The following is an 18058-nucleotide window of genomic DNA, read 5'->3' as shown; positions in this document are numbered from 1 at the left end:
ATATAAATTATATGTTATTAATATATTAGATGTATTAATCGAAAATGAAAAGGGTGTCCAAAATGGAATTACGGCATTTGCAATATTTTGTTGTAGTGGCAGAGGAATTGCACTTTGGACGAGCAGCTGCTCGTTTACAAATGACACAACCCCCGCTTAGTCAACAAATTCAGCAATTAGAAAAAGAAATGGAAGTTATGTTATTTTCAAGAACGAAGAGAAAGGTTGAATTAACAGAAGCTGGAGAAATGTTTTTAAAAGAAGTAAAAAAAGCGTTTGAACAAATTGAAAAAGCAGTAGAAGTCGCACAAAGTGCTCAAAGGGGAGAAGTGGGATCACTTTCAATTGGTTTTGTAGGTGCGGCGATATATGATATTTTACCGTCAATCGTCAGGGAGTATAGAAAGAAATTTCCAAGAGTGTCTGTTGCATTACATGAATTGTCAACACCGGATCAGGTGCATGCACTTCATGATAATCGAATTGATATTGGATTTTTACGTCCGCCAATTCCAACGCAATTACTTGAGTTAGAACCAATTCAAAAACTTTCGTGTACGTTATGTTTACCGAAGGCACATCCGCTTGCTGAAAAGGACGAAATACATATCGAAGATTTAAGGGATGAACCGTTCGTATTTATTACGAGACCAGTATGGCCAGCGTTATACGATACAATTTTATCGCTTTGCCGCGATGTAGGTTTTAGTCCGCATATTGTACAAGAAGCAACGGAGTATCAAACTGTCATGGGGCTTGTAGCAGCAGGTATTGGAATTACAGTAATACCTGTATCCGCAAATAAATTGTATAAAACAGAAGTTGTATATAAAGAGTTATGTGATTCTAATTTTGTTGCAGAAATGTCAGTGGCTTATAAAAAAATGAATAACAATCCAGAATTGTTAGAGTTTTTGAAAATTGCAAGAGAGAAAAAAAGGATTGAAGTGGAAGATGCGAAGGCTGAATAGTTGATGAAGTTACAAGGCAGTCATGATAATTAAGTTATATAAAGATTCACCTCATTAAAAAAAACGGAAATGCAACTAAAGTGCATTTTCATTTTTTTTTTTATGCTAAAGAGGTAAATGTGCTTGGTTTCTAGGACTAAAGGCTTAGAAAAGATTCCGATTGAAGTGCGATGTTTAAAATGTCATATTTTTATACACTAGTAGTATAGAATACGTATGTTATGAAGTAAGGTAGGGGAAGGAATCTATGTCTTTATGTAGGTTAGCGAGAAAAAATATACAAACATTTGCTACCAAAAGGTTAAAACAATTTACGTGGATTGCTATGAATACAATGATTTGTTTTTTTATGATATCATTCCGATTCAATGAAGCTGTAATAAGTAAAGCGGGATATACACTTATATTTGTAAAGTGGTTTTATGCTATGTTTCTATTTGGAGTTTTTGTATGTATTTTCATTACTTATAAAATGACATCCTCTTTTTTACAGGTAAGAAGAGAGGAGTTTAAATCGTATGAAGTAGTGAATATGACGAGAAAAGGAATGTTATGTTTATTGTGTTATGAGCAATTATTAATTTACGGAGGAGCTTTCGTTTTCGGATTAATTCATGGTATGTTATTTTTGAAATTATTTATTATTATTTTTATGAAAACAGTAGGAATCCAAGGAGTAACAAATGCACCGATTACGACGTATGCGATAATGGTAACAGCAGTTGTTATGATAACCGTCATTATAATATCAATGTGGCAATGTTGTAGGTTTATACAAAGGTTAAAGGGTGAAAGGTCATATGAAACAAGGAGAAAGGCATGAGAAATCATGTCTTTTTCTTCATTTTACACATGTTATTAATCATGATACAGTGGGAAGAACTGAAAAAAAGAGTTAAGAAGAAAGGTTGTATGGAATGATAAATGAGCAAGCGATCGTAAAAGTTGATCGATTAACAAAGCGAATTGGTTCAAAGACGTTAGTAGAAAATATTAGTTTTGAAGTGGAAAAAGGTGAAGTAGTTGGCTTATTAGGACCAAATGGTGCTGGAAAAACGACATTAATGCGAATGATGGTCGGAATGATTCGTATGACAGAAGGAGAAGTATGGATTGATGGTCAATCTGTAAAACAGCAATTTGAAAAAACTGCTGCGAAAATTGGCGCTGTAATTGAGACACCAGAATTTTATCCTTTCTTAAGCGGCTATGAAAATTTAACATATTTCGGACGAATGAATGGCAATGTGACTGAAGAGCGTATCGATGAAGTTGTGCAACTATTAGGAATGGGACAAGTGATTGACCGTAAAGTAAAAGCATATTCACTCGGTATGAGACAACGTTTAGGAATTGCTCAAGCACTTATACATAATCCAGATGTATTAATACTAGACGAACCAACGAACGGATTAGATCCTAGTGGTATACATGAAATGCGGATGTACATAAAGAAAATTGCACATGAACAAGGAAAAGCTGTTCTTGTCTCTAGTCACTTACTCTCAGAAGTTGAATTAATGTGTGACAGGGTTATTATTATTCAGCATGGAGAATATGTCGCAACACAAAATATTCAAAGTGATAAAAAGGAAGAAACAGAAGAAATACATATACGTGTAGATGATGCGAATAAAGCGGCAGAGGTTTTAGAATACGATGTTTTAGTAAAAGAAAATGAATTAATTATAAACGTGAAAGATCAAGAAATTCCGAATATTCTGCGTATATTGATGGAGAAAAATATTCAAGTTTATCGTGTTTATGAGGAAAGAAAAACGCTAGAAGAGCAGTTTTTAGAATTAACAGGGGGAAAAGATATTGTTTAATTTAGTTTATAACGAGCTGTATAAAATATTTAAGCGAAAGCGAACGATTATTCCTTTTGCAGTTATTGCGGTATTAATTATTGGATTAGGATGGGTTACGGTAAAGTATTTAGAGCCAGAAACAAAAGGGTGGAAAGCGGATTATACAGAACGAACTGTAGAAATTGAGAAAAAGCTCGGCATGAAAAAAGAGGATATTTTAACAGAAAAGTCAGGAGACGAGCTTGTAAAGGAATACCAGCTTAAAATGAAGCATTTAGATACGAATACAGCGCCAGCAAGTAGTTCTCCACTTTCTTTCATGAGAGATACTGGTTTTATTGTTTTTCCTATTTTACTTCCATTTATTCTCGTATATGCGAGTACAATTTTTGCGAATGAATATAGCTGGGGAACATATAAATTTTTAACGATTCGTCCAGCGAGTCGATTTAAAATATTAACAGCAAAATTTTTAGCAATCGTTATATTTGCAGCGTTATTGTTTATATTTAATATGATTTTTTCCGTATTATGTGGGCTGATTATTTATAAATTCCAACAACCAGCTTGGACTGAATTTGTCGTTCAAAATGGAAATATAATAAAACAAAATATTTTCGTAGAAGCAAGTAAATATTATATTTTATCTTGGTTACCAACTCTTGTGTATGCTGCATTTGCCTTTATGATTTCCATCTTAACTAGATCGAGCGGAGGTGCAATCGGGATTTCTCTATTTCTCGCTTTATCAGGGGGAATAGCGCTAATTCCGGCATCAAGATATGAATGGGCGAAATATTTATTACCAGCGAATACAGATTTATATGGGCTGTTAAAGGGTGGAAGCTTTATTGATGGAGTAACATTCCCATTTGCTTCTTGTATGCTTCTTTTATACTTAGCTGTATTTTTAGGGGTTTCCTATACTGCATTTATAAAACGAGATTTAACAGCATAAGCAAAAGCCGTTAAGGGTAACTTAACGGCTTTTTGCTTGTAATAGTTGATGAATAGTTTCTTCGGCTAATAAGGCGAAATAAGCCGCGCTAATAGGCAATGCTTTTTCATCTACTGTAAAAGCTGGATGATGCCATTCATGTGTACCACTTGTTCCCATAAAGACGAATGAACCTGGTATTTCTTGTTGGTAAAAAGAAAAATCTTCTCCTGCCATTGATGGTGTAGGAGAGATAACGTTTAGATTCATTTTCTCTGCAATCTGAATAGAAAGATCAGTGAGTACTTTATCGTTTTGAACAGCAGGAGGACCTGGGTAAAATCGAAATTCTGTTTTTACACCTAGTGCATCAGAAACGCCTTTAATGATACGTTCCATTAATGCCGGAATCTTTTCACGTGTTTCAGCTTGGAATGTACGAACAGTTCCTTCTAATGTAGCTTTTTCAGGAATAACGTTCCATGTATTCCCTGAATGAATGTTTGTTACACTTACGACAGCGTTATGAGAAGAACTAATATTTCGGCTTACAATTGTTTGAAGTGCCATAACGATTTGAGATGATGCAACGATAGGGTCGACGCCGGCATCAGGCACAGCTGCATGTGTCCCAACACCATGAATTTCAATTTCAAATCGATCTACTCCAGCCATTAGTGGACCGTCTTTAATACCGATTGTACCTACTGGTAAATCGGGCTTATTATGCATACCAAACACGGCTTGTACATTCTTTAAATGCCCAGCTTCAACAACTTTACATGCTCCGTTTCCACTTTCTTCAGCAGCTTGGAATATAAAGCGAACCGTTCCGTTAAGTGAAGCTTCTTTTTCTTTTAATAAGTAAGCCGCACCCAACATAGCAGCTGTATGAAAATCATGCCCACAAGCATGCATTTTACCTTGTATTTTTGAAGTGTATGGAAGGTCTGTTTCTTCCTGTATAGGAAGGGCATCGATATCAGCACGAAGCGCTACAATCGGTCCGTTGTTATTACCAGAAATTTCAGCGATAATTCCTGTTTCTAAATTGGAATCAATAATAGTAATGTTAGCTTCTTCTAACCAATTTTTTATCGCTTTTGTCGTTTCAAATTCTTCGTATGATAGTTCTGGGTATTCGTGTAAATGTCGACGAATAGAAATAAGTTTTTCTGTTAATTGATTTGGAATGGATGCCACTTATTATGCCCTCTTTCTTAAGTGAAGTATTTATATTAATTATACAATAATAAAAGAGAGGATTCTCAAATGAAAATCCTCTCTCGTTTATGCTGCCACTTTTTTATGAGTATGTTGTTTTTTATAACGTCCACGCATTGCGTATGCAATTTGCGGGATTGCGATACCGATTAAAATAAGTGATACACCGAACCATTGTGAAGATAGTACAGCTTCTTTTAAAACGAATACAGACATAATTGTTGTAACTGGTAGTTCGGCTGCACCAAGAATAGTCGCTAATCCAGACCCGATTTTTGGAATGCCAATTGTAAAGGCAATAGACGGAATAACGATACTAAATATTCCTAATCCTAAGCCATATTTCCAAAGCCCTTGAGAAATGGCACCGTTCATAATAAATGTTGGCGGGAATACGAGCATTACTAAAGTTAAAGCACCAGCCATTAAAAGAACACCGCGCGGTAATGAAGGCACTTCAACAGCAACTTTTCCGCTCACGAAAATGTATGTTGCGAATGTAACGGCAGATAATAAACCTAAAATGATTCCAGTCGTATCGAAATCACCTGCTGATTTTTCTATTAAACCACTTGATAAAAATGTACCTACAAGTAAGAAAATAACCGAAATAACTTTTTCTCTTGAAGGTAATGTTTTCGTTGCGACTGCTTCAATGATAATCCCAACCCAAACGAACTGGAATAAAAGTATAATTGCAATAGAAGCTGGTACAGTTTTTAATGAAGCGTAATAAAAAATTCCAGTGAAGCTTGCCGATGTTCCTGCAACGAATAAAATTAAGGCTTGTTTTAATGGAACACGGTGTCTAGAAAATAGAAGTGTAATAGTAAGCAAAATAATCCAACCGAACAAATATTGGCTACCAATTACCTCTCCAAGTGAAAATCCTTCTGCATAAGCAAGTTTAACGAAAATAGCTAAAATCCCATAACTACACGCTCCTAATAAAACTAAAAGAGAATAACGAAGCATGAAAAATTCCTCCCATCTATATGAAATTGTTCCGTAACGGACATATATAACTAGAGGGAAGTATACAAAATTAAAAATAAAGGGTCAACTGAAAGAAAAGTGCGACATTTTATAGAATAATAATAAAAGTATGATATTTATGCATAATCTTGAAATTAATAATAATTAAAGTATTGTAAAATCAGCGTTGCATTGTATAAAGACAGCATTTGAAAAAAATATTTTTTCAGGTCGATATGTGTGAAGTTAATTGTAATGTGCTAAGTATTTGAGAAACTGTGAAACCTTTGTTATGTTAGTAACAACTAGAAAGAGCTTCATAATTCAATTGAGATTGTTCTATATAATAGAAGGAAATAAAAACGTTTTATTAGAAACTGTTTGAAAGGGTAGTTTTTCTTATTATGACGTTGTTAAAGTGAGTTCACGAATTGTTCATAGTATTTTTATGTGTTTTTGCTACAATATGTAAGGAGAGGAGTGGAATCATGCAAGATATTAGTATTTTTTTAGCGTTTGGCGCTGGATTTTTATCATTTATTTCCCCATGTTGCTTACCGCTTTACCCTGCATTTTTATCATACATAACAGGTATGTCGGTTTCTGAATTGAAAGAAGAAAATGCAATGCTTCGCAAAAGAAGTATGATACATACAGCGTTTTTCTTACTTGGTTTTTCAATTATTTTTATTGCAATTGGATTTGGTACAAGTTTTATCGGAGGAATCTTTACGGATTATAAAGATTTAATTAGACAGTTAGGTGGTATATTTATCATCGTGTTCGGTCTTATTATTGTCGGTGTATTTAAGCCGAAGTTTCTAATGCAAGATCGTAAATTTACTTTCAAAAACCGTCCGAGTGGTTATTTTGGTTCAGTTTTAATTGGATTGGCATTTGCTGCAGGGTGGACACCATGTACTGGACCTATTTTAGTGTCTGTAATTGGATTAGCTGCAACAAATCCAGAATCGGCAATGATTTATATGATTGCTTACATACTTGGATTTGCGATTCCCTTTTTCATACTTTCATTCTTTATTACGAAAATGTCTTGGATTAAAAGAAATAGTATGGCGTTCATGAAAGTCGGAGGATACATTATGATTGTTATGGGTATCTTCTTATACTTTAATTGGATGACGAAAATTATCGTATATTTCTCAAGTTTATTTGGTGGTTTTACCGGTTTTTAGTATTATTCTGTGAAAATGTTGGAAATACTAACGGAAAAGCATATAATGAAAGTATATTTTGCATATAGCCACAAAAAAGGATGAGAAAATATGAACATAGTTCTTTTATCAAGTATCGTTGCTGTTTGTATGGCTGTCGGTGCGATGTTTATTCGTTTAAAAGCAGCTAAGAAACCCGCAACATTGAAAAAAATTATACTTCCACCATTTTTTATGAGCACGGGAGCATTGATGTATGTTTTTCCTGAATTCCGATTAACTCCAGCAGAAATGTTAGAAGCTATTGGCGTTGGTTTGTTTTTCTCTATTTTTCTTATTAAAACATCTAAATTTGAAATTAGAGGGCAAGAGATTTATTTGAAGCGTTCAAAAGCATTTGTTTTTATATTAATTGGATTACTTGTAGTGCGAATTGTATTTAAAACATACTTAAGCCAATCTCTTGATTTAGGACAACTTAGTGGCATGTTCTTCTTACTTGCGTTTGCGATGATTGTGTCATGGAGAATTGCGATGTACCGTTCCTTTACGAAATTACAGAAGGAAATGGAAAAAGAAGACGGTTTTTATAATGAAAAAGATATGAAACTAACTTAAAACTGTATATGTATAAAATAAAAAGACAGCGTCAAAGACGCTGTCTTTTTATTGGTATTGTTAACATCTTCTGTCCCAACCACGACGTATAAAACGTTTACCATTGATGTTAACTTGTTGAAAATAGGGGAAAAAATGAAGATTATTTTGCAAGTAAAGTTTTATAATTCGAATAATCAATTTCTTTTTCTTGCAATTTTTTAACTAAAAATTTATGATCGCGCTTCGGTGTGGCAACGATATATCCTTGTATAATTAAATCTTGTGTAATTTTTGAAGCGTTTTCCTTTATTGCAAGTTCCCCAATTTTACCAGCAATTTTTGATTTAGCAACATCACGAAATAGTTCAGGAACAGGGCTTACGAGTTCTTCTAATAATTGTTTCTGCTCGTTATCCCATAAGTGTCGTGTTTGATCAATGTAGTGTGCTTCCCAATCTAAGATAGACATACCGTCTTCTTTTGGTAATCGTTTTAAAAATTTTCTGAACATAAAGTATCCACCGATAGACATAAGCCCTAATAAAATGACAGTCCATAATACAATGAACCAACTGAACCATCCTTCGAGCAAGCGTACCCCCCCTTAATGATTGTGGTTTTCTTTTATTCATATTATAAACAGTGAGATTCATAGAAAGCAAGAACGCTTGGTCAATTTGACCAAGCGTTGTAGTTTAAACGAAGTATAGTTGTTCAACACGTAAAATATCATTTTCATCTTCTACATATTCAATGATAAGGGTGCCAACTTTACGATCTTTATCTTCAGTTGTGAAAATAGAGTAAGAAGTAAAACGTTTTGTTGATAGGCCGCTTATATGTGTAGGTAAAGAAATGTAGTCGTTATCGCGGAAGAATTCCATCAGTTCAATATCTTCAAATTCTTTTCGGTCAACTTGTTTATTTGTATAGCGGCGTTGAAGTTGTTTTAACGATGCATTCCAAGAAATTGCTTTTGTGTCGTATACCATTGTTCTATCCCCTTACTGTATGTAATTATTAAGAACATACGTTCCATGTTAGTATACTCTTTTTATAAGAAAAGTGGAAGCAAAAAATAATGTAAGCTTGGAAACCCAAGCTTACATAAAAAATGCGTTCATAATCATCTCTATTTTTCATTATAAGTCAGATGGGAATAGGAAACAAGATGGTAAGTATTTTGTTGATGGTTTTCAAAATTCTGTATATTATAAAAGTAACTTACAATAGTGAAAAGGAATGATCGGTATGACTTACATAGTTTCACTTCAAGGACCGATGGCAAGTGGGAAAACGACATTAGCAAAAAGATTAGAGAAGAGAGGACATTCGATTATATATGAAAACCCTTATCAAATTGTAGAAAAGCGGAAAGAATTAAATTTGGATATTTACACAAAAGACGGGTTTATTACAAATCAAAAAATGTTTATTGAAGCAAAAATAAAAGAGTTTCAAAATGTAAAGGAATCGATTGTTATTTTTGATCGTGGACCAGAAGATATTGAATTTTATACAATTTTTTATCCGAAACTTATTGGGGAAGATTGGGATATAGAAATAGGATTGAAAGAAGAACTATATAAATTAAGAGAGTGCCGTTCGGATGCAATTTTTTATTTAGATGTTTCGAAAGAGAGTTTGTATGATAGAAAAAATAATGATAGGGCAAGAAATCGTAGTACATTTGAGGAACAATTTAAATTAGTAGAAACTGAAAAAGAATGGTATAAACAATTTCCTGTAGCTTATGTGGACACAAATACATTATCAGTGAACGAATTAGAAATATATTTTATGGAATGGTTAAGGGGGAAAGGAATATGAAAAAAATACTTTTATTCGTATACCCAACATTTGCAGAGTTTGAAATTACGGTAGCAACGGCAATGTTGAAAAATGAATATGAAATCATTACAGCGGGAGTGACGAAGGAAACTGTTATAAGTGAAACTGGCTTGCGAGTACAGCCGCACATAGAATTAAATGAAACTTGTGTAGAAGAATATGAAGGAATTATTATTCCGGGTGGAGATGCAATACATATGAAAGAGGCAGAATTGCTCTTCTCAGTTATTCGTCAATTTTCTGAGAAAGAAAAATTAGTGGCAGCGATTTGTGCCGGACCGTATGCGTTAGCAAGGGCAGGTTTATTCAAAGAAATTTCTTATACAGTGACCATAGATTATCAAAAATTAGATTGTTTTCCAGTAGAAAACTTTGTGTATGAAGAAGTTGTACAGCAATCACATATTATTACGGCGCAAGGACATGCATTTGTGCCATTTGGAATAGCAATTGCTTCTTATTTTGGAGTAGCGAACGAACATAATATAAATTTTTATAGTGGTAAGGGTAATGTGGTAATGGAGAAGCTTTTACCTGAAAACGTGTAAAAGCTAGCATTTGCTAGCTTTTTTCTTTTTTACATCGATAAATCGCTAACGTTTTCGGATCGCGCCATATACCGTTGTGAAGTGATAATTCACTTTCTATCTCTTCTTTTAGCCATTCCTTCATTTCGGTGTGAAGATATATATTATCAGGTATATTTAGTGACGGAAACATGCTAGAAATATAGTCTACAATCGGAGTAGCATGATGGAAAACGAGTGCATTATGAATAATTGTTTCTTCAACAGTTGGAAAAACAGATTGTAATAGTTCTTTTCCATTTTCTGAACAAAATGGAGAAGCTGCCGGTGATGTTTTTGGTAAATCAAATGCGACTAACATTTTGTTACACATTTCATCCATACGAGGTAATGAAACTTTAGAATTTGTTGTAGCTAAAAGGGCGCCGCCAGGACGAATTATCTTATGGAATCCTTGAATAGTTTTTTCGACATCTTTCATGTGGTATAACATATGCCTTGCGATTACCCAATCATAACAATTAGCTTCGAAAGGAAGTTTACTAGCATCACCGAGTTTCCATTCAATCATATTATTCGTTATAGCAGCTTCAGAAAGCATAGTTTCCGATTGATCAAAACCGGTTAGATATCCTTTATGACCATTAGTTTGCAAAAGGGAAAGAAATTTTCCGTTAGCACACCCGACCTCTAATATTTTTTCTTCTCCTTGGAGTTGTAAATGTTCAATGACGACTTCATCTATATTCACTTGTTTTTCTTCGTAATGTTTATGCGTATCGATACGTGTTTGTAAATGGTCACTAACGTTGTATTGGCGTTTTACATCATTCATTTTTTCACATTCCACCTTTATGCAAAATTGCTGAATCGCATGTGTTAATACGTCTGTTTTATTTAAACCTTCGTAATGGAGTGCTGATTCAAATCTTTCAAGAAATTTTTCTTCAATTCGAAAATGAATATCTTTTCGCTTCGCCACTGAAATCTCGCTCCTTTGCATCTGTTAGTGAGACTATAGCACGTCTGAAAAAAATCTGTAAATAAATTGTGTACACAAGTATGAGAGGGATAAAAAATTACTTGAATAATATTTTAAACTATTGACGATTTAACCGTTTTCATATATTCTTAAATTAAGTAATATTCAAATAATTCAAAAGAAATGAGAGAGTCACATGCTTCTTCAAGGAACACATCGAATTGGTCGTATGGCCATGCTGTTGGCACTTGCGGATGAGAATGAAAGTCCCGTATTATCTATTCCAAAAGGTTGGAAATATTGTACTGGGAAAGTTGGTTCTATGAATTCGCAAAAAGTAGTAGCAGCAATGGAAACAGCGGCTAAGAGCAACCGAGTTATTGAAACAGATGTTTACAGAGAAACACATGCACTTTATCATGCAATTATGGAAGCTTTGTACGGAGTGACGAGAGGTCAAATTCAGTTAGCAGACGTTCTTCGTACAGTAGGACTTCGCTTTGCGATTGTGCGCGGTACACCATACGATGGAAAAAAAGAAGGCGAATGGGTTGCTGTTGCACTTTATGGAACGATTGGTGCACCTGTAAAAGGATCTGAGCATGAGGCGATTGGTTTAGGAATTAATCACATATGATTTGCCCATAGTCTATTAGTTAGAAGGGGGCCTTATTTTTTAGGACAGAAGTCTGTCTTAAAAAGATAAGGTCCCCTTTTGCCTTTATAAGGAGGAAAAAGAATGATTACGTTAACAGGACACACATTGACAGTTGAAGAAATGAAGAGGTTGTTACTTGAAGGTGAAGGTGTAACAGCTTGCCCAACTAGTATGCAAAAGGTAGCAGAGTGCCGCGAAGTAGTTGAGAAAATCGTAGAAGACGGAAAAGTTGTTTACGGTATTACAACGGGATTTGGAAAGTTTAGTGATGTGCTTATTCAAAAAGATGATGTAAAGGCACTTCAGCATAATTTAATTCAGTCACATGCGTGTGGAATAGGCGATCCATTCCCGGAAGAAGTATCACGCGGTATGTTAATTTTACGAGCTAATACGATGTTAAAAGGAGTATCGGGTGTTAGACCACTTGTTGTAAATATGCTTCTTGAGTTTGTAAATCGTAAAATTCATCCAGTCGTTCCGCAACAAGGATCACTAGGAGCGAGCGGTGATTTAGCACCTTTATCTCATCTTGCTCTCGTTTTATTAGGGGAAGGTGAAGTGTTCTACAAAGGAAAACGAGTTCACGCGATGGTCGCTCTTACAGAAGAAGGACTTGAACCTATTGAACTTGAAGCAAAAGAAGGTCTTGCGTTAATCAATGGTACACAGGCGATGACAGCGCAAGGAGTTCTTTCTTATATAGAAGCTGAAGCAACGGCTTATCAATCTGAATTAATCGCTTCTATGACAATTGAGGGATTGCGCGGCATTATTGATGCATTTGATGAAAATGTTCATAAAGCGCGTGGTTATAAAGAGCAAGTCGAAGTGGCAAGCAGAATTCGTGATATTCTTCATGATAGTAAACTTGTGACAAAACAAGGAGAACTTCGTGTACAAGATGCATATTCACTTCGTTGTATCCCGCAAGTTCACGGTGCTTCTTGGCAAGTTTTAAATTATGTGAAAGAAAAATTAGAAATTGAAATGAATGCAGCAACAGATAATCCACTTATTTTTGATGGCGGGGAAAAAGTAATTTCTGGTGGTAATTTCCACGGACAACCAATTGCATTTGCAATGGACTTCTTAAAAGTAGGAATGGCGGAGCTTGCAAATATTTCAGAGCGCCGTATTGAACGCCTAGTAAATCCGCAATTAAATGATTTACCACCATTTTTAAGTCCAGAACCAGGACTTCAGTCAGGTGCAATGATTATGCAATATGCAGCGGCATCACTTGTTTCTGAAAATAAAACGTTAGCACATCCGGCGAGTGTAGATTCAATTCCGTCGTCAGCTAACCAAGAAGATCACGTAAGTATGGGAACAATCGCTTCACGTCATGCACATCAAATTATTCAAAATGCAAGACGCGTTCTTGCAATTGAGATGATCTGTGCGATGCAAGCAGCAGAATATCGCGGGATTGAAAACATGAGTACAGTTACGAAGGGCTTCTATCATCAAGGTCGTCAGCAAGTGCCTTCTATTACAAATGACCGTATATTCTCAACGGATATCGAAAATATCACGCATTGGTTAAAAACGAACTATTCAATAAAGGAAAGATTGGATGTAAATGCAGCACTATAAAACGAGAAAAGGGAGAGATTGAAATGGAAAAAGTACAACAAACAATTCGTGCGGCAAGAGGTACTGAGTTACAAACGAAAGGATGGGTTCAAGAAGCTGCACTTCGAATGTTAATGAACAATTTAGACCCTGAAGTAGCTGAAAAACCAGAAGAATTAGTTGTATACGGAGGAATTGGCCGTGCAGCTCGTAATTGGGAAAGCTACCATGCGATTGTTGATTCATTAAAAACGTTAGAAAGCGATGAAACGTTACTTGTTCAATCAGGAAAACCAGTTGCAATTTTTAAATCGCATGAAGATGCGCCTCGCGTTCTTTTAGCGAACTCAAACTTAGTACCAAAATGGGCGAACTGGGATCACTTCCGTGAACTAGAGAAAAAAGGCCTAATGATGTACGGACAAATGACAGCGGGTAGCTGGATTTACATTGGAACACAAGGGATTTTACAAGGAACATATGAAACATTTGGTGAAGCGGCACGTCAACATTTCGATGGTTCATTAAAAGGCACAGTAACACTTACTGCTGGTTTAGGTGGCATGGGTGGCGCACAACCTCTTGCTGTAACGATGAACGGCGGTGTTGTAATTGCTATTGATGTAGATAAGCGTAGTATCGATCGTCGTATTGAAAAGAGATATTGTGATAAGTATACAGAATCATTAGAAGAAGCACTGGCTATTGCAAACGAGTATAAAGAGAAGAAAGAGCCTATTTCAATTGGATTATTAGGTAATGCAGCAGAAATTTTACCTGAGTTAGTAAACCGTAATATTATCCCTGACTTAGTTACGGATCAAACTTCTGCACATGATCCATTAAACGGCTATATTCCAGTAGGTTACACAGTAGAAGAAGCATCGAAGCTTCGTGAAGAAGATCCAGAACGTTACGTACAATTATCAAAAGAAAGTATGAAAAAACATGTAGAAGCAATGCTTGCAATGCAAGAAAAAGGTGCGATTACATTTGATTATGGAAATAACATTCGCCAAGTTGCTTTCGATGAAGGATTAAAAAATGCTTTCGATTTCCCAGGATTCGTTCCAGCATTTATCCGTCCATTATTCTGTGAAGGAAAAGGACCATTCCGCTGGGTAGCACTTTCTGGTGACCCAGAAGATATTTATAAAACAGACGAAGTTATTTTACGCGAGTTTGCGGATAATGAGCATTTATGTAATTGGATTCGTATGGCACGTCAGCAAGTTGAGTTCCAAGGTCTTCCATCACGCATTTGTTGGCTTGGTTATGGCGAGCGTGCAAAATTTGGCCGCATTATTAATGAAATGGTGGCTAATGGTGAATTATCAGCACCGATCGTTATCGGCCGTGACCATTTAGATTGCGGATCAGTAGCATCTCCAAACCGTGAAACAGAATCTATGAAAGACGGCAGTGATGCAGTAGCAGACTGGCCAATTTTAAATGCATTAATCAACAGTGTAAACGGTGCAAGCTGGGTGTCTGTTCACCACGGTGGTGGCGTTGGTATGGGTTATTCACTTCACGCTGGAATGGTTATCGTTGCAGATGGAACAGAAGCAGCGGCAAAACGTATTGAACGCGTATTAACTTCTGACCCTGGTATGGGTGTTGTTCGTCACGTTGATGCAGGCTATGACTTAGCGGTTCAAACTGCGAAAGAAAAAGGCGTTAACATTCCAATGATGAAATAAGGAGGAAGAAACATGCTGGACACTTTACTAATAAATATTGGTCAATTACTAACAATGGATCAAGAAGATGGCTTGTTAAGACGGGAAGCGATGAACACGCTTCCTGTTATTGAAAACGGTGCGGTTGGAATCGAAAACGGCGTAATTACTTTCGTTGGAACAGCGGAAGAAGCAAAAGGATTACAATCGAAAGAGGTTATTGATTGCGGCGGGAAAATGGTTTCTCCTGGTCTTGTTGATCCGCATACTCATCTTGTATTTGGTGGATCTCGTGAAAATGAAATCGCGCTGAAGTTACAGGGAGTGCCGTACTTGGAAATTTTAGAACAAGGCGGAGGTATTCTTTCAACTGTAAATGCAACGAAACAAGCATCGAAAGAAGAACTTGTTCAAAAAGCGAAATTTCATTTAGACCGTATGCTATCTTTCGGTGTAACAACCGTAGAAGCGAAGAGTGGTTACGGGTTAGATGATGAGACGGAATGGAAACAATTAGAGGCAACTGCACAATTACAAAAAGAGCATTCAATTGATTTAGTTTCAACATTTTTAGGTGCTCATGCAGTTCCGAAAGAGTATAAAGGAAGATCGAAAGAATTTTTACAATGGATGCTAGATCTATTACCAGAAATGAAAGAGAAGCAACTAGCTGAGTTCGTTGACATTTTCTGTGAAACAGGTGTGTTCTCTGTAGAAGAAGCAAAAGAATTTTTATTAAAAGCGAAAGAGCTTGGTTTTGATGTGAAAATTCATGCGGATGAAATCGACCCTCTTGGTGGTGCGGAAGCAGCGGCTGAAATTGGTGCAGCATCAGCGGACCATTTGGTTGGCGCTTCTGATAAAGGAATTGAAATGCTTGCAAGCTCTAATACAGTAGCGACTTTATTACCAGGAACAACTTTCTATTTAAATAAAGAAAGTTTCGCACGCGGCCGCAAAATGATCGATGAAGGTGTTGCTGTTGCTTTAGCTACAGACTTTAACCCAGGAAGCTGTCCAACTGAAAACATTCAGCTCATTATGAGTATTGCAATGCTGAAACTAAAAATGACACCAGAAGAAGTCTGGAATGCGGTAACAGTTAACTCATCTTATGCCATTAATCGAGGCGATGTAGCTGGGAAAATTAGAGTTGGTCGTAAGGCGGATTTAGTTTTATGGGATGCTTATAATTACGCTTACGTACCGTACCATTACGGCGTAAGTCATGTAAATACAGTATGGAAGAATGGTAATATCGCATATACAAGAGGTGAACAATCGTGGAGCACGGCCACTATTTAAAGAAAAATGCAAAGTTTATCGATCGCGAAGTAACGAAATGGAGCGAAATGATTAAAGATTGGGAGGAAGGGGAGGAAATATTCGGTGCTGCCTTAATTGGAGCACCCCTTTCTAAACCATCTATTAGTCATTCAGGAGCATGTTTTGCACCAAAAACAATTCGTTCAATGTTAGATGCATATAGCACGTACGCAATTACAGAAGAACATGATATGAAAGAAAGTGTTATTCATGATTGCGGTGATATTACGATGCATGTGACAGATATAAAAGAGAGTCATAACCGAATTGCGAAAACAGTTGGTCACTTGACGAAAGTAAATCCGAAAATGATACCAATCGTTCTTGGTGGTGACCACTCGATTAGTTTTCCGAGTGTAACTGGTTTTGCAAATAGTAAAGGGAAGGTCGGTATTATTCAATTTGATGCCCATCATGATTTACGTAATTTAGATGATGGTGGTCCATCAAATGGTACACCGTTCCGTAGTTTACTAGAAAATGATGTGATTACAGGAAAACAACTCGTTCAAATTGGGATTCGTAATTTTTCAAATGCACGAGCGTACCATGAATATGCAAAAGAGCATGGCGTGACAGTGTATACAATGAAAGATGTAAGAGAGCGAGAAATAAAAGATCTTATTTCAGAAAGTATTGAAGTATTAAGAAAACAAGGTGTGACTTCTATTTATATTTCTCTTGATATGGACGTATTAGACCAAGCGTTTGCGCCAGGCTGTCCAGCAATCGGTCCTGGTGGAATGGATAGTACAACTTTACTTGATGCAATTGAATTCCTTGGTAAAGAGCCACTCGTTCAAGGGATGGATATAGTAGAAATTGATCCAACTCTTGATTTTAGGGATATGACGAGTAGAGTAGCTGCGCAAGTGATTATGAGTTTTCTTTTAGCGCGAGAAACGATTAGTAAACAGGTTAGTATATAAGCGAAGAATCGTGTGTGTGAAGTTTTGAAGTAACCGTTTTTGTCTTTCATGTTGCACATTATATAAAAACACATCGCTACTTATATGTAGTGATGTGTTTTTTGTTTTACAAGGTATATAAAATTGGAGGAAATGGGTGTGGAAAGGTAACAAAAATGCGGGTTTTTAAGTGTTTCTGTACAGATTGAATTTTTATGCGTAAATAAATTGACATGGAAAATATTTTTGTGATATTATAAAAATTTTGCTAAAAAAATAAATGTGTGTTAAGATTGAGAAGGTTACCATATATGGAGGTGGATTATTTGTTTCAAATTGGCGATAACATCGTTTATCCAATGCACGGAGCAGGTATAATTAAAGCCATAGAAGAAAAGGAAATCTCAGGAGAAAAAAGACAGTATTATGTTATAAAAATGTCGGCTAGTAATATGGAAGTAATGATTCCTATGGGGAAAATATTGAGTTCAAATATACGACCAGTCACAGATATAAAGGCATTAACAAACATAATAGATATTTTTCAGCACGGGGAATCAGATAGATTACTGACGTGGAAACAAAGGTATAAATTGAATACAGATAAAATAAAAACGGGTAAAATACAAGAAGGTGCTGAAGTTGTACGTGATTTATTACGTATGCAGAAAGAAAAAGCACTTAATGCAAGCGAAAAGAAAATGTTAGATAATGCACATGAATTTTTGATTAGTGAACTGGGATTAATTGAAGGTATCACAGAAAATCAAATAAAAAGCTTTTGTTAAGATTCATTGTAGATAATGTATTACATCCCAAAAAAGATCTTGAATTTTTTGGGAATATAATTATA

The 18058-nt window shown here is 35.7% G+C and carries 19 protein-coding genes and 1 pseudogene; 15 read left to right on the top strand and 5 right to left on the bottom strand.

Annotation, left to right across the window (positions count from 1 at the left end; translation table 11 throughout):
- Nucleotides 1-62: 62 nt before the first annotated feature.
- The 4 genes from alsR to ACFWDE_RS11445 all read left to right on the top strand — a co-directional run bounded on the left by alsR (nucleotide 63) and on the right by ACFWDE_RS11445 (nucleotide 3740).
- Nucleotides 63-971 (top strand): acetoin biosynthesis transcriptional regulator AlsR, encoded by a 909-nt coding sequence (alsR, locus tag ACFWDE_RS11460; RefSeq protein WP_002146263.1) that lies wholly within the window; start codon nucleotides 63-65, stop codon nucleotides 969-971.
- Nucleotides 972-1218: 247 nt separating this feature from the next.
- The gene (locus ACFWDE_RS11455; protein ID WP_377892393.1) at nucleotides 1219-1794 is read left to right on the top strand and encodes an FtsX-like permease family protein; all 576 of its coding nucleotides are present in this window, start codon (nucleotides 1219-1221) and stop codon (nucleotides 1792-1794) included.
- Between the two features lie 94 nt (nucleotides 1795-1888).
- Complete coding sequence (locus ACFWDE_RS11450; protein WP_377892392.1) at nucleotides 1889-2800, top strand: ABC transporter ATP-binding protein; 912 nt, start codon at nucleotides 1889-1891, stop codon at nucleotides 2798-2800.
- Nucleotides 2793-3740, top strand: a complete 948-nt coding sequence (locus ACFWDE_RS11445) for an ABC transporter permease (protein WP_377892391.1) — start codon at nucleotides 2793-2795, stop codon at nucleotides 3738-3740. The genes ACFWDE_RS11450 and ACFWDE_RS11445 overlap by 8 nt, the downstream gene beginning before the upstream one ends.
- A 21-nt stretch (nucleotides 3741-3761) precedes the next feature.
- Here ACFWDE_RS11445 and ACFWDE_RS11440 read toward each other — a convergent pair whose 3' ends face one another.
- Both ACFWDE_RS11440 and ACFWDE_RS11435 read right to left on the bottom strand, forming a co-directional pair.
- Nucleotides 3762-4922, bottom strand: coding sequence for a M20 peptidase aminoacylase family protein (locus ACFWDE_RS11440; RefSeq protein WP_377892390.1), 1161 nt, complete (start codon nucleotides 4920-4922; stop codon nucleotides 3762-3764).
- A gap of 87 nt (nucleotides 4923-5009) precedes the next feature.
- On the bottom strand, nucleotides 5010-5918 hold the full coding sequence (locus ACFWDE_RS11435; protein WP_377892389.1) for an EamA family transporter: 909 nt from the start codon (nucleotides 5916-5918) through the stop codon (nucleotides 5010-5012).
- Nucleotides 5919-6240: 322 nt separating this feature from the next.
- On the opposite strand from ACFWDE_RS11435, the pseudogene ACFWDE_RS11430 reads away from it, so the two are divergent.
- The 3 genes and pseudogenes from ACFWDE_RS11430 (at nucleotide 6241) to ACFWDE_RS11420 (ending at nucleotide 7711) form a co-directional block, all read left to right on the top strand.
- Nucleotides 6241-6390: pseudogene (locus ACFWDE_RS11430) on the top strand (peptidase T).
- A 16-nt stretch (nucleotides 6391-6406) separates the two neighbouring features.
- Nucleotides 6407-7114 (top strand): cytochrome c-type biogenesis protein CcdA, encoded by a 708-nt coding sequence (gene ccdA, locus ACFWDE_RS11425; RefSeq protein WP_219919588.1) that lies wholly within the window; start codon nucleotides 6407-6409, stop codon nucleotides 7112-7114.
- Between the two features lie 90 nt (nucleotides 7115-7204).
- Nucleotides 7205-7711 carry a CcdC family protein gene (locus ACFWDE_RS11420; protein WP_001028439.1) on the top strand — a complete coding sequence of 169 codons (507 nt, stop codon included), beginning with the start codon at nucleotides 7205-7207 and terminating at the stop codon, nucleotides 7709-7711.
- A gap of 142 nt (nucleotides 7712-7853) precedes the next feature.
- On the opposite strand, the gene ACFWDE_RS11415 is transcribed toward ACFWDE_RS11420, so the two are convergent.
- Nucleotides 7854-8285, bottom strand: a complete 432-nt coding sequence (locus tag ACFWDE_RS11415) for a DUF2621 domain-containing protein (protein WP_377892387.1) — start codon at nucleotides 8283-8285, stop codon at nucleotides 7854-7856.
- 103 nt (nucleotides 8286-8388) lie between these two features.
- On the bottom strand, nucleotides 8389-8685 hold the full coding sequence (locus tag ACFWDE_RS11410; protein ID WP_002121472.1) for a hypothetical protein: 297 nt from the start codon (nucleotides 8683-8685) through the stop codon (nucleotides 8389-8391).
- 259 nt (nucleotides 8686-8944) lie between these two features.
- Here ACFWDE_RS11410 and ACFWDE_RS11405 point away from each other — a divergent pair, with 259 nt between their 5' ends.
- Together ACFWDE_RS11405 and ACFWDE_RS11400 are read left to right on the top strand one after the other, a co-directional pair.
- Nucleotides 8945-9523: an AAA family ATPase gene (locus ACFWDE_RS11405; RefSeq protein WP_377892385.1), complete on the top strand. Its 579-nt coding sequence runs from the start codon at nucleotides 8945-8947 to the stop codon at nucleotides 9521-9523.
- Nucleotides 9520-10092 (top strand): DJ-1/PfpI family protein, encoded by a 573-nt coding sequence (locus tag ACFWDE_RS11400; protein ID WP_377892383.1) that lies wholly within the window; start codon nucleotides 9520-9522, stop codon nucleotides 10090-10092. The genes ACFWDE_RS11405 and ACFWDE_RS11400 overlap by 4 nt, the downstream gene beginning before the upstream one ends.
- 13 nt (nucleotides 10093-10105) lie before the next feature.
- Here the strand turns inward: ACFWDE_RS11400 and ACFWDE_RS11395 are convergent, their stop codons facing one another.
- Nucleotides 10106-11053, bottom strand: coding sequence for a class I SAM-dependent methyltransferase (locus ACFWDE_RS11395; protein WP_377892382.1), 948 nt, complete (start codon nucleotides 11051-11053; stop codon nucleotides 10106-10108).
- 196 nt (nucleotides 11054-11249) lie between these two features.
- Here ACFWDE_RS11395 and hutP point away from each other — a divergent pair, with 196 nt between their 5' ends.
- The 6 genes from hutP to ACFWDE_RS11365 all read left to right on the top strand — a co-directional run bounded on the left by hutP (nucleotide 11250) and on the right by ACFWDE_RS11365 (nucleotide 17993).
- On the top strand, nucleotides 11250-11690 hold the full coding sequence (gene hutP, locus ACFWDE_RS11390) for a histidine utilization transcription antiterminator HutP (RefSeq protein ID WP_000926519.1): 441 nt from the start codon (nucleotides 11250-11252) through the stop codon (nucleotides 11688-11690).
- Between the two features lie 102 nt (nucleotides 11691-11792).
- The gene (hutH, locus tag ACFWDE_RS11385; RefSeq protein ID WP_377892380.1) at nucleotides 11793-13310 is read left to right on the top strand and encodes a histidine ammonia-lyase; all 1518 of its coding nucleotides are present in this window, start codon (nucleotides 11793-11795) and stop codon (nucleotides 13308-13310) included.
- A 23-nt stretch (nucleotides 13311-13333) separates the two neighbouring features.
- Nucleotides 13334-14992 (top strand): urocanate hydratase, encoded by a 1659-nt coding sequence (hutU, locus tag ACFWDE_RS11380; protein WP_377892378.1) that lies wholly within the window; start codon nucleotides 13334-13336, stop codon nucleotides 14990-14992.
- A gap of 12 nt (nucleotides 14993-15004) precedes the next feature.
- Complete coding sequence (gene hutI / locus ACFWDE_RS11375; protein WP_377892377.1) at nucleotides 15005-16276, top strand: imidazolonepropionase; 1272 nt, start codon at nucleotides 15005-15007, stop codon at nucleotides 16274-16276.
- The gene (gene hutG / locus ACFWDE_RS11370) at nucleotides 16255-17226 is read left to right on the top strand and encodes a formimidoylglutamase (RefSeq protein ID WP_002146281.1); all 972 of its coding nucleotides are present in this window, start codon (nucleotides 16255-16257) and stop codon (nucleotides 17224-17226) included. Before hutI ends, hutG begins: the two co-directional genes overlap by 22 nt.
- Nucleotides 17227-17531: 305 nt before the next feature.
- Complete coding sequence (locus ACFWDE_RS11365; protein WP_170935206.1) at nucleotides 17532-17993, top strand: CarD family transcriptional regulator; 462 nt, start codon at nucleotides 17532-17534, stop codon at nucleotides 17991-17993.
- Nucleotides 17994-18058: the final 65 nt, after the last annotated feature.

Origin of the sequence: Bacillus sp. NPDC060175 (assembly GCF_042728695.1) — a bacterium.
GTDB lineage: Bacteria > Bacillota > Bacilli > Bacillales > Bacillaceae_G > Bacillus_A.
This window is presented reverse-complemented; position numbering and strand designations above follow the sequence as displayed.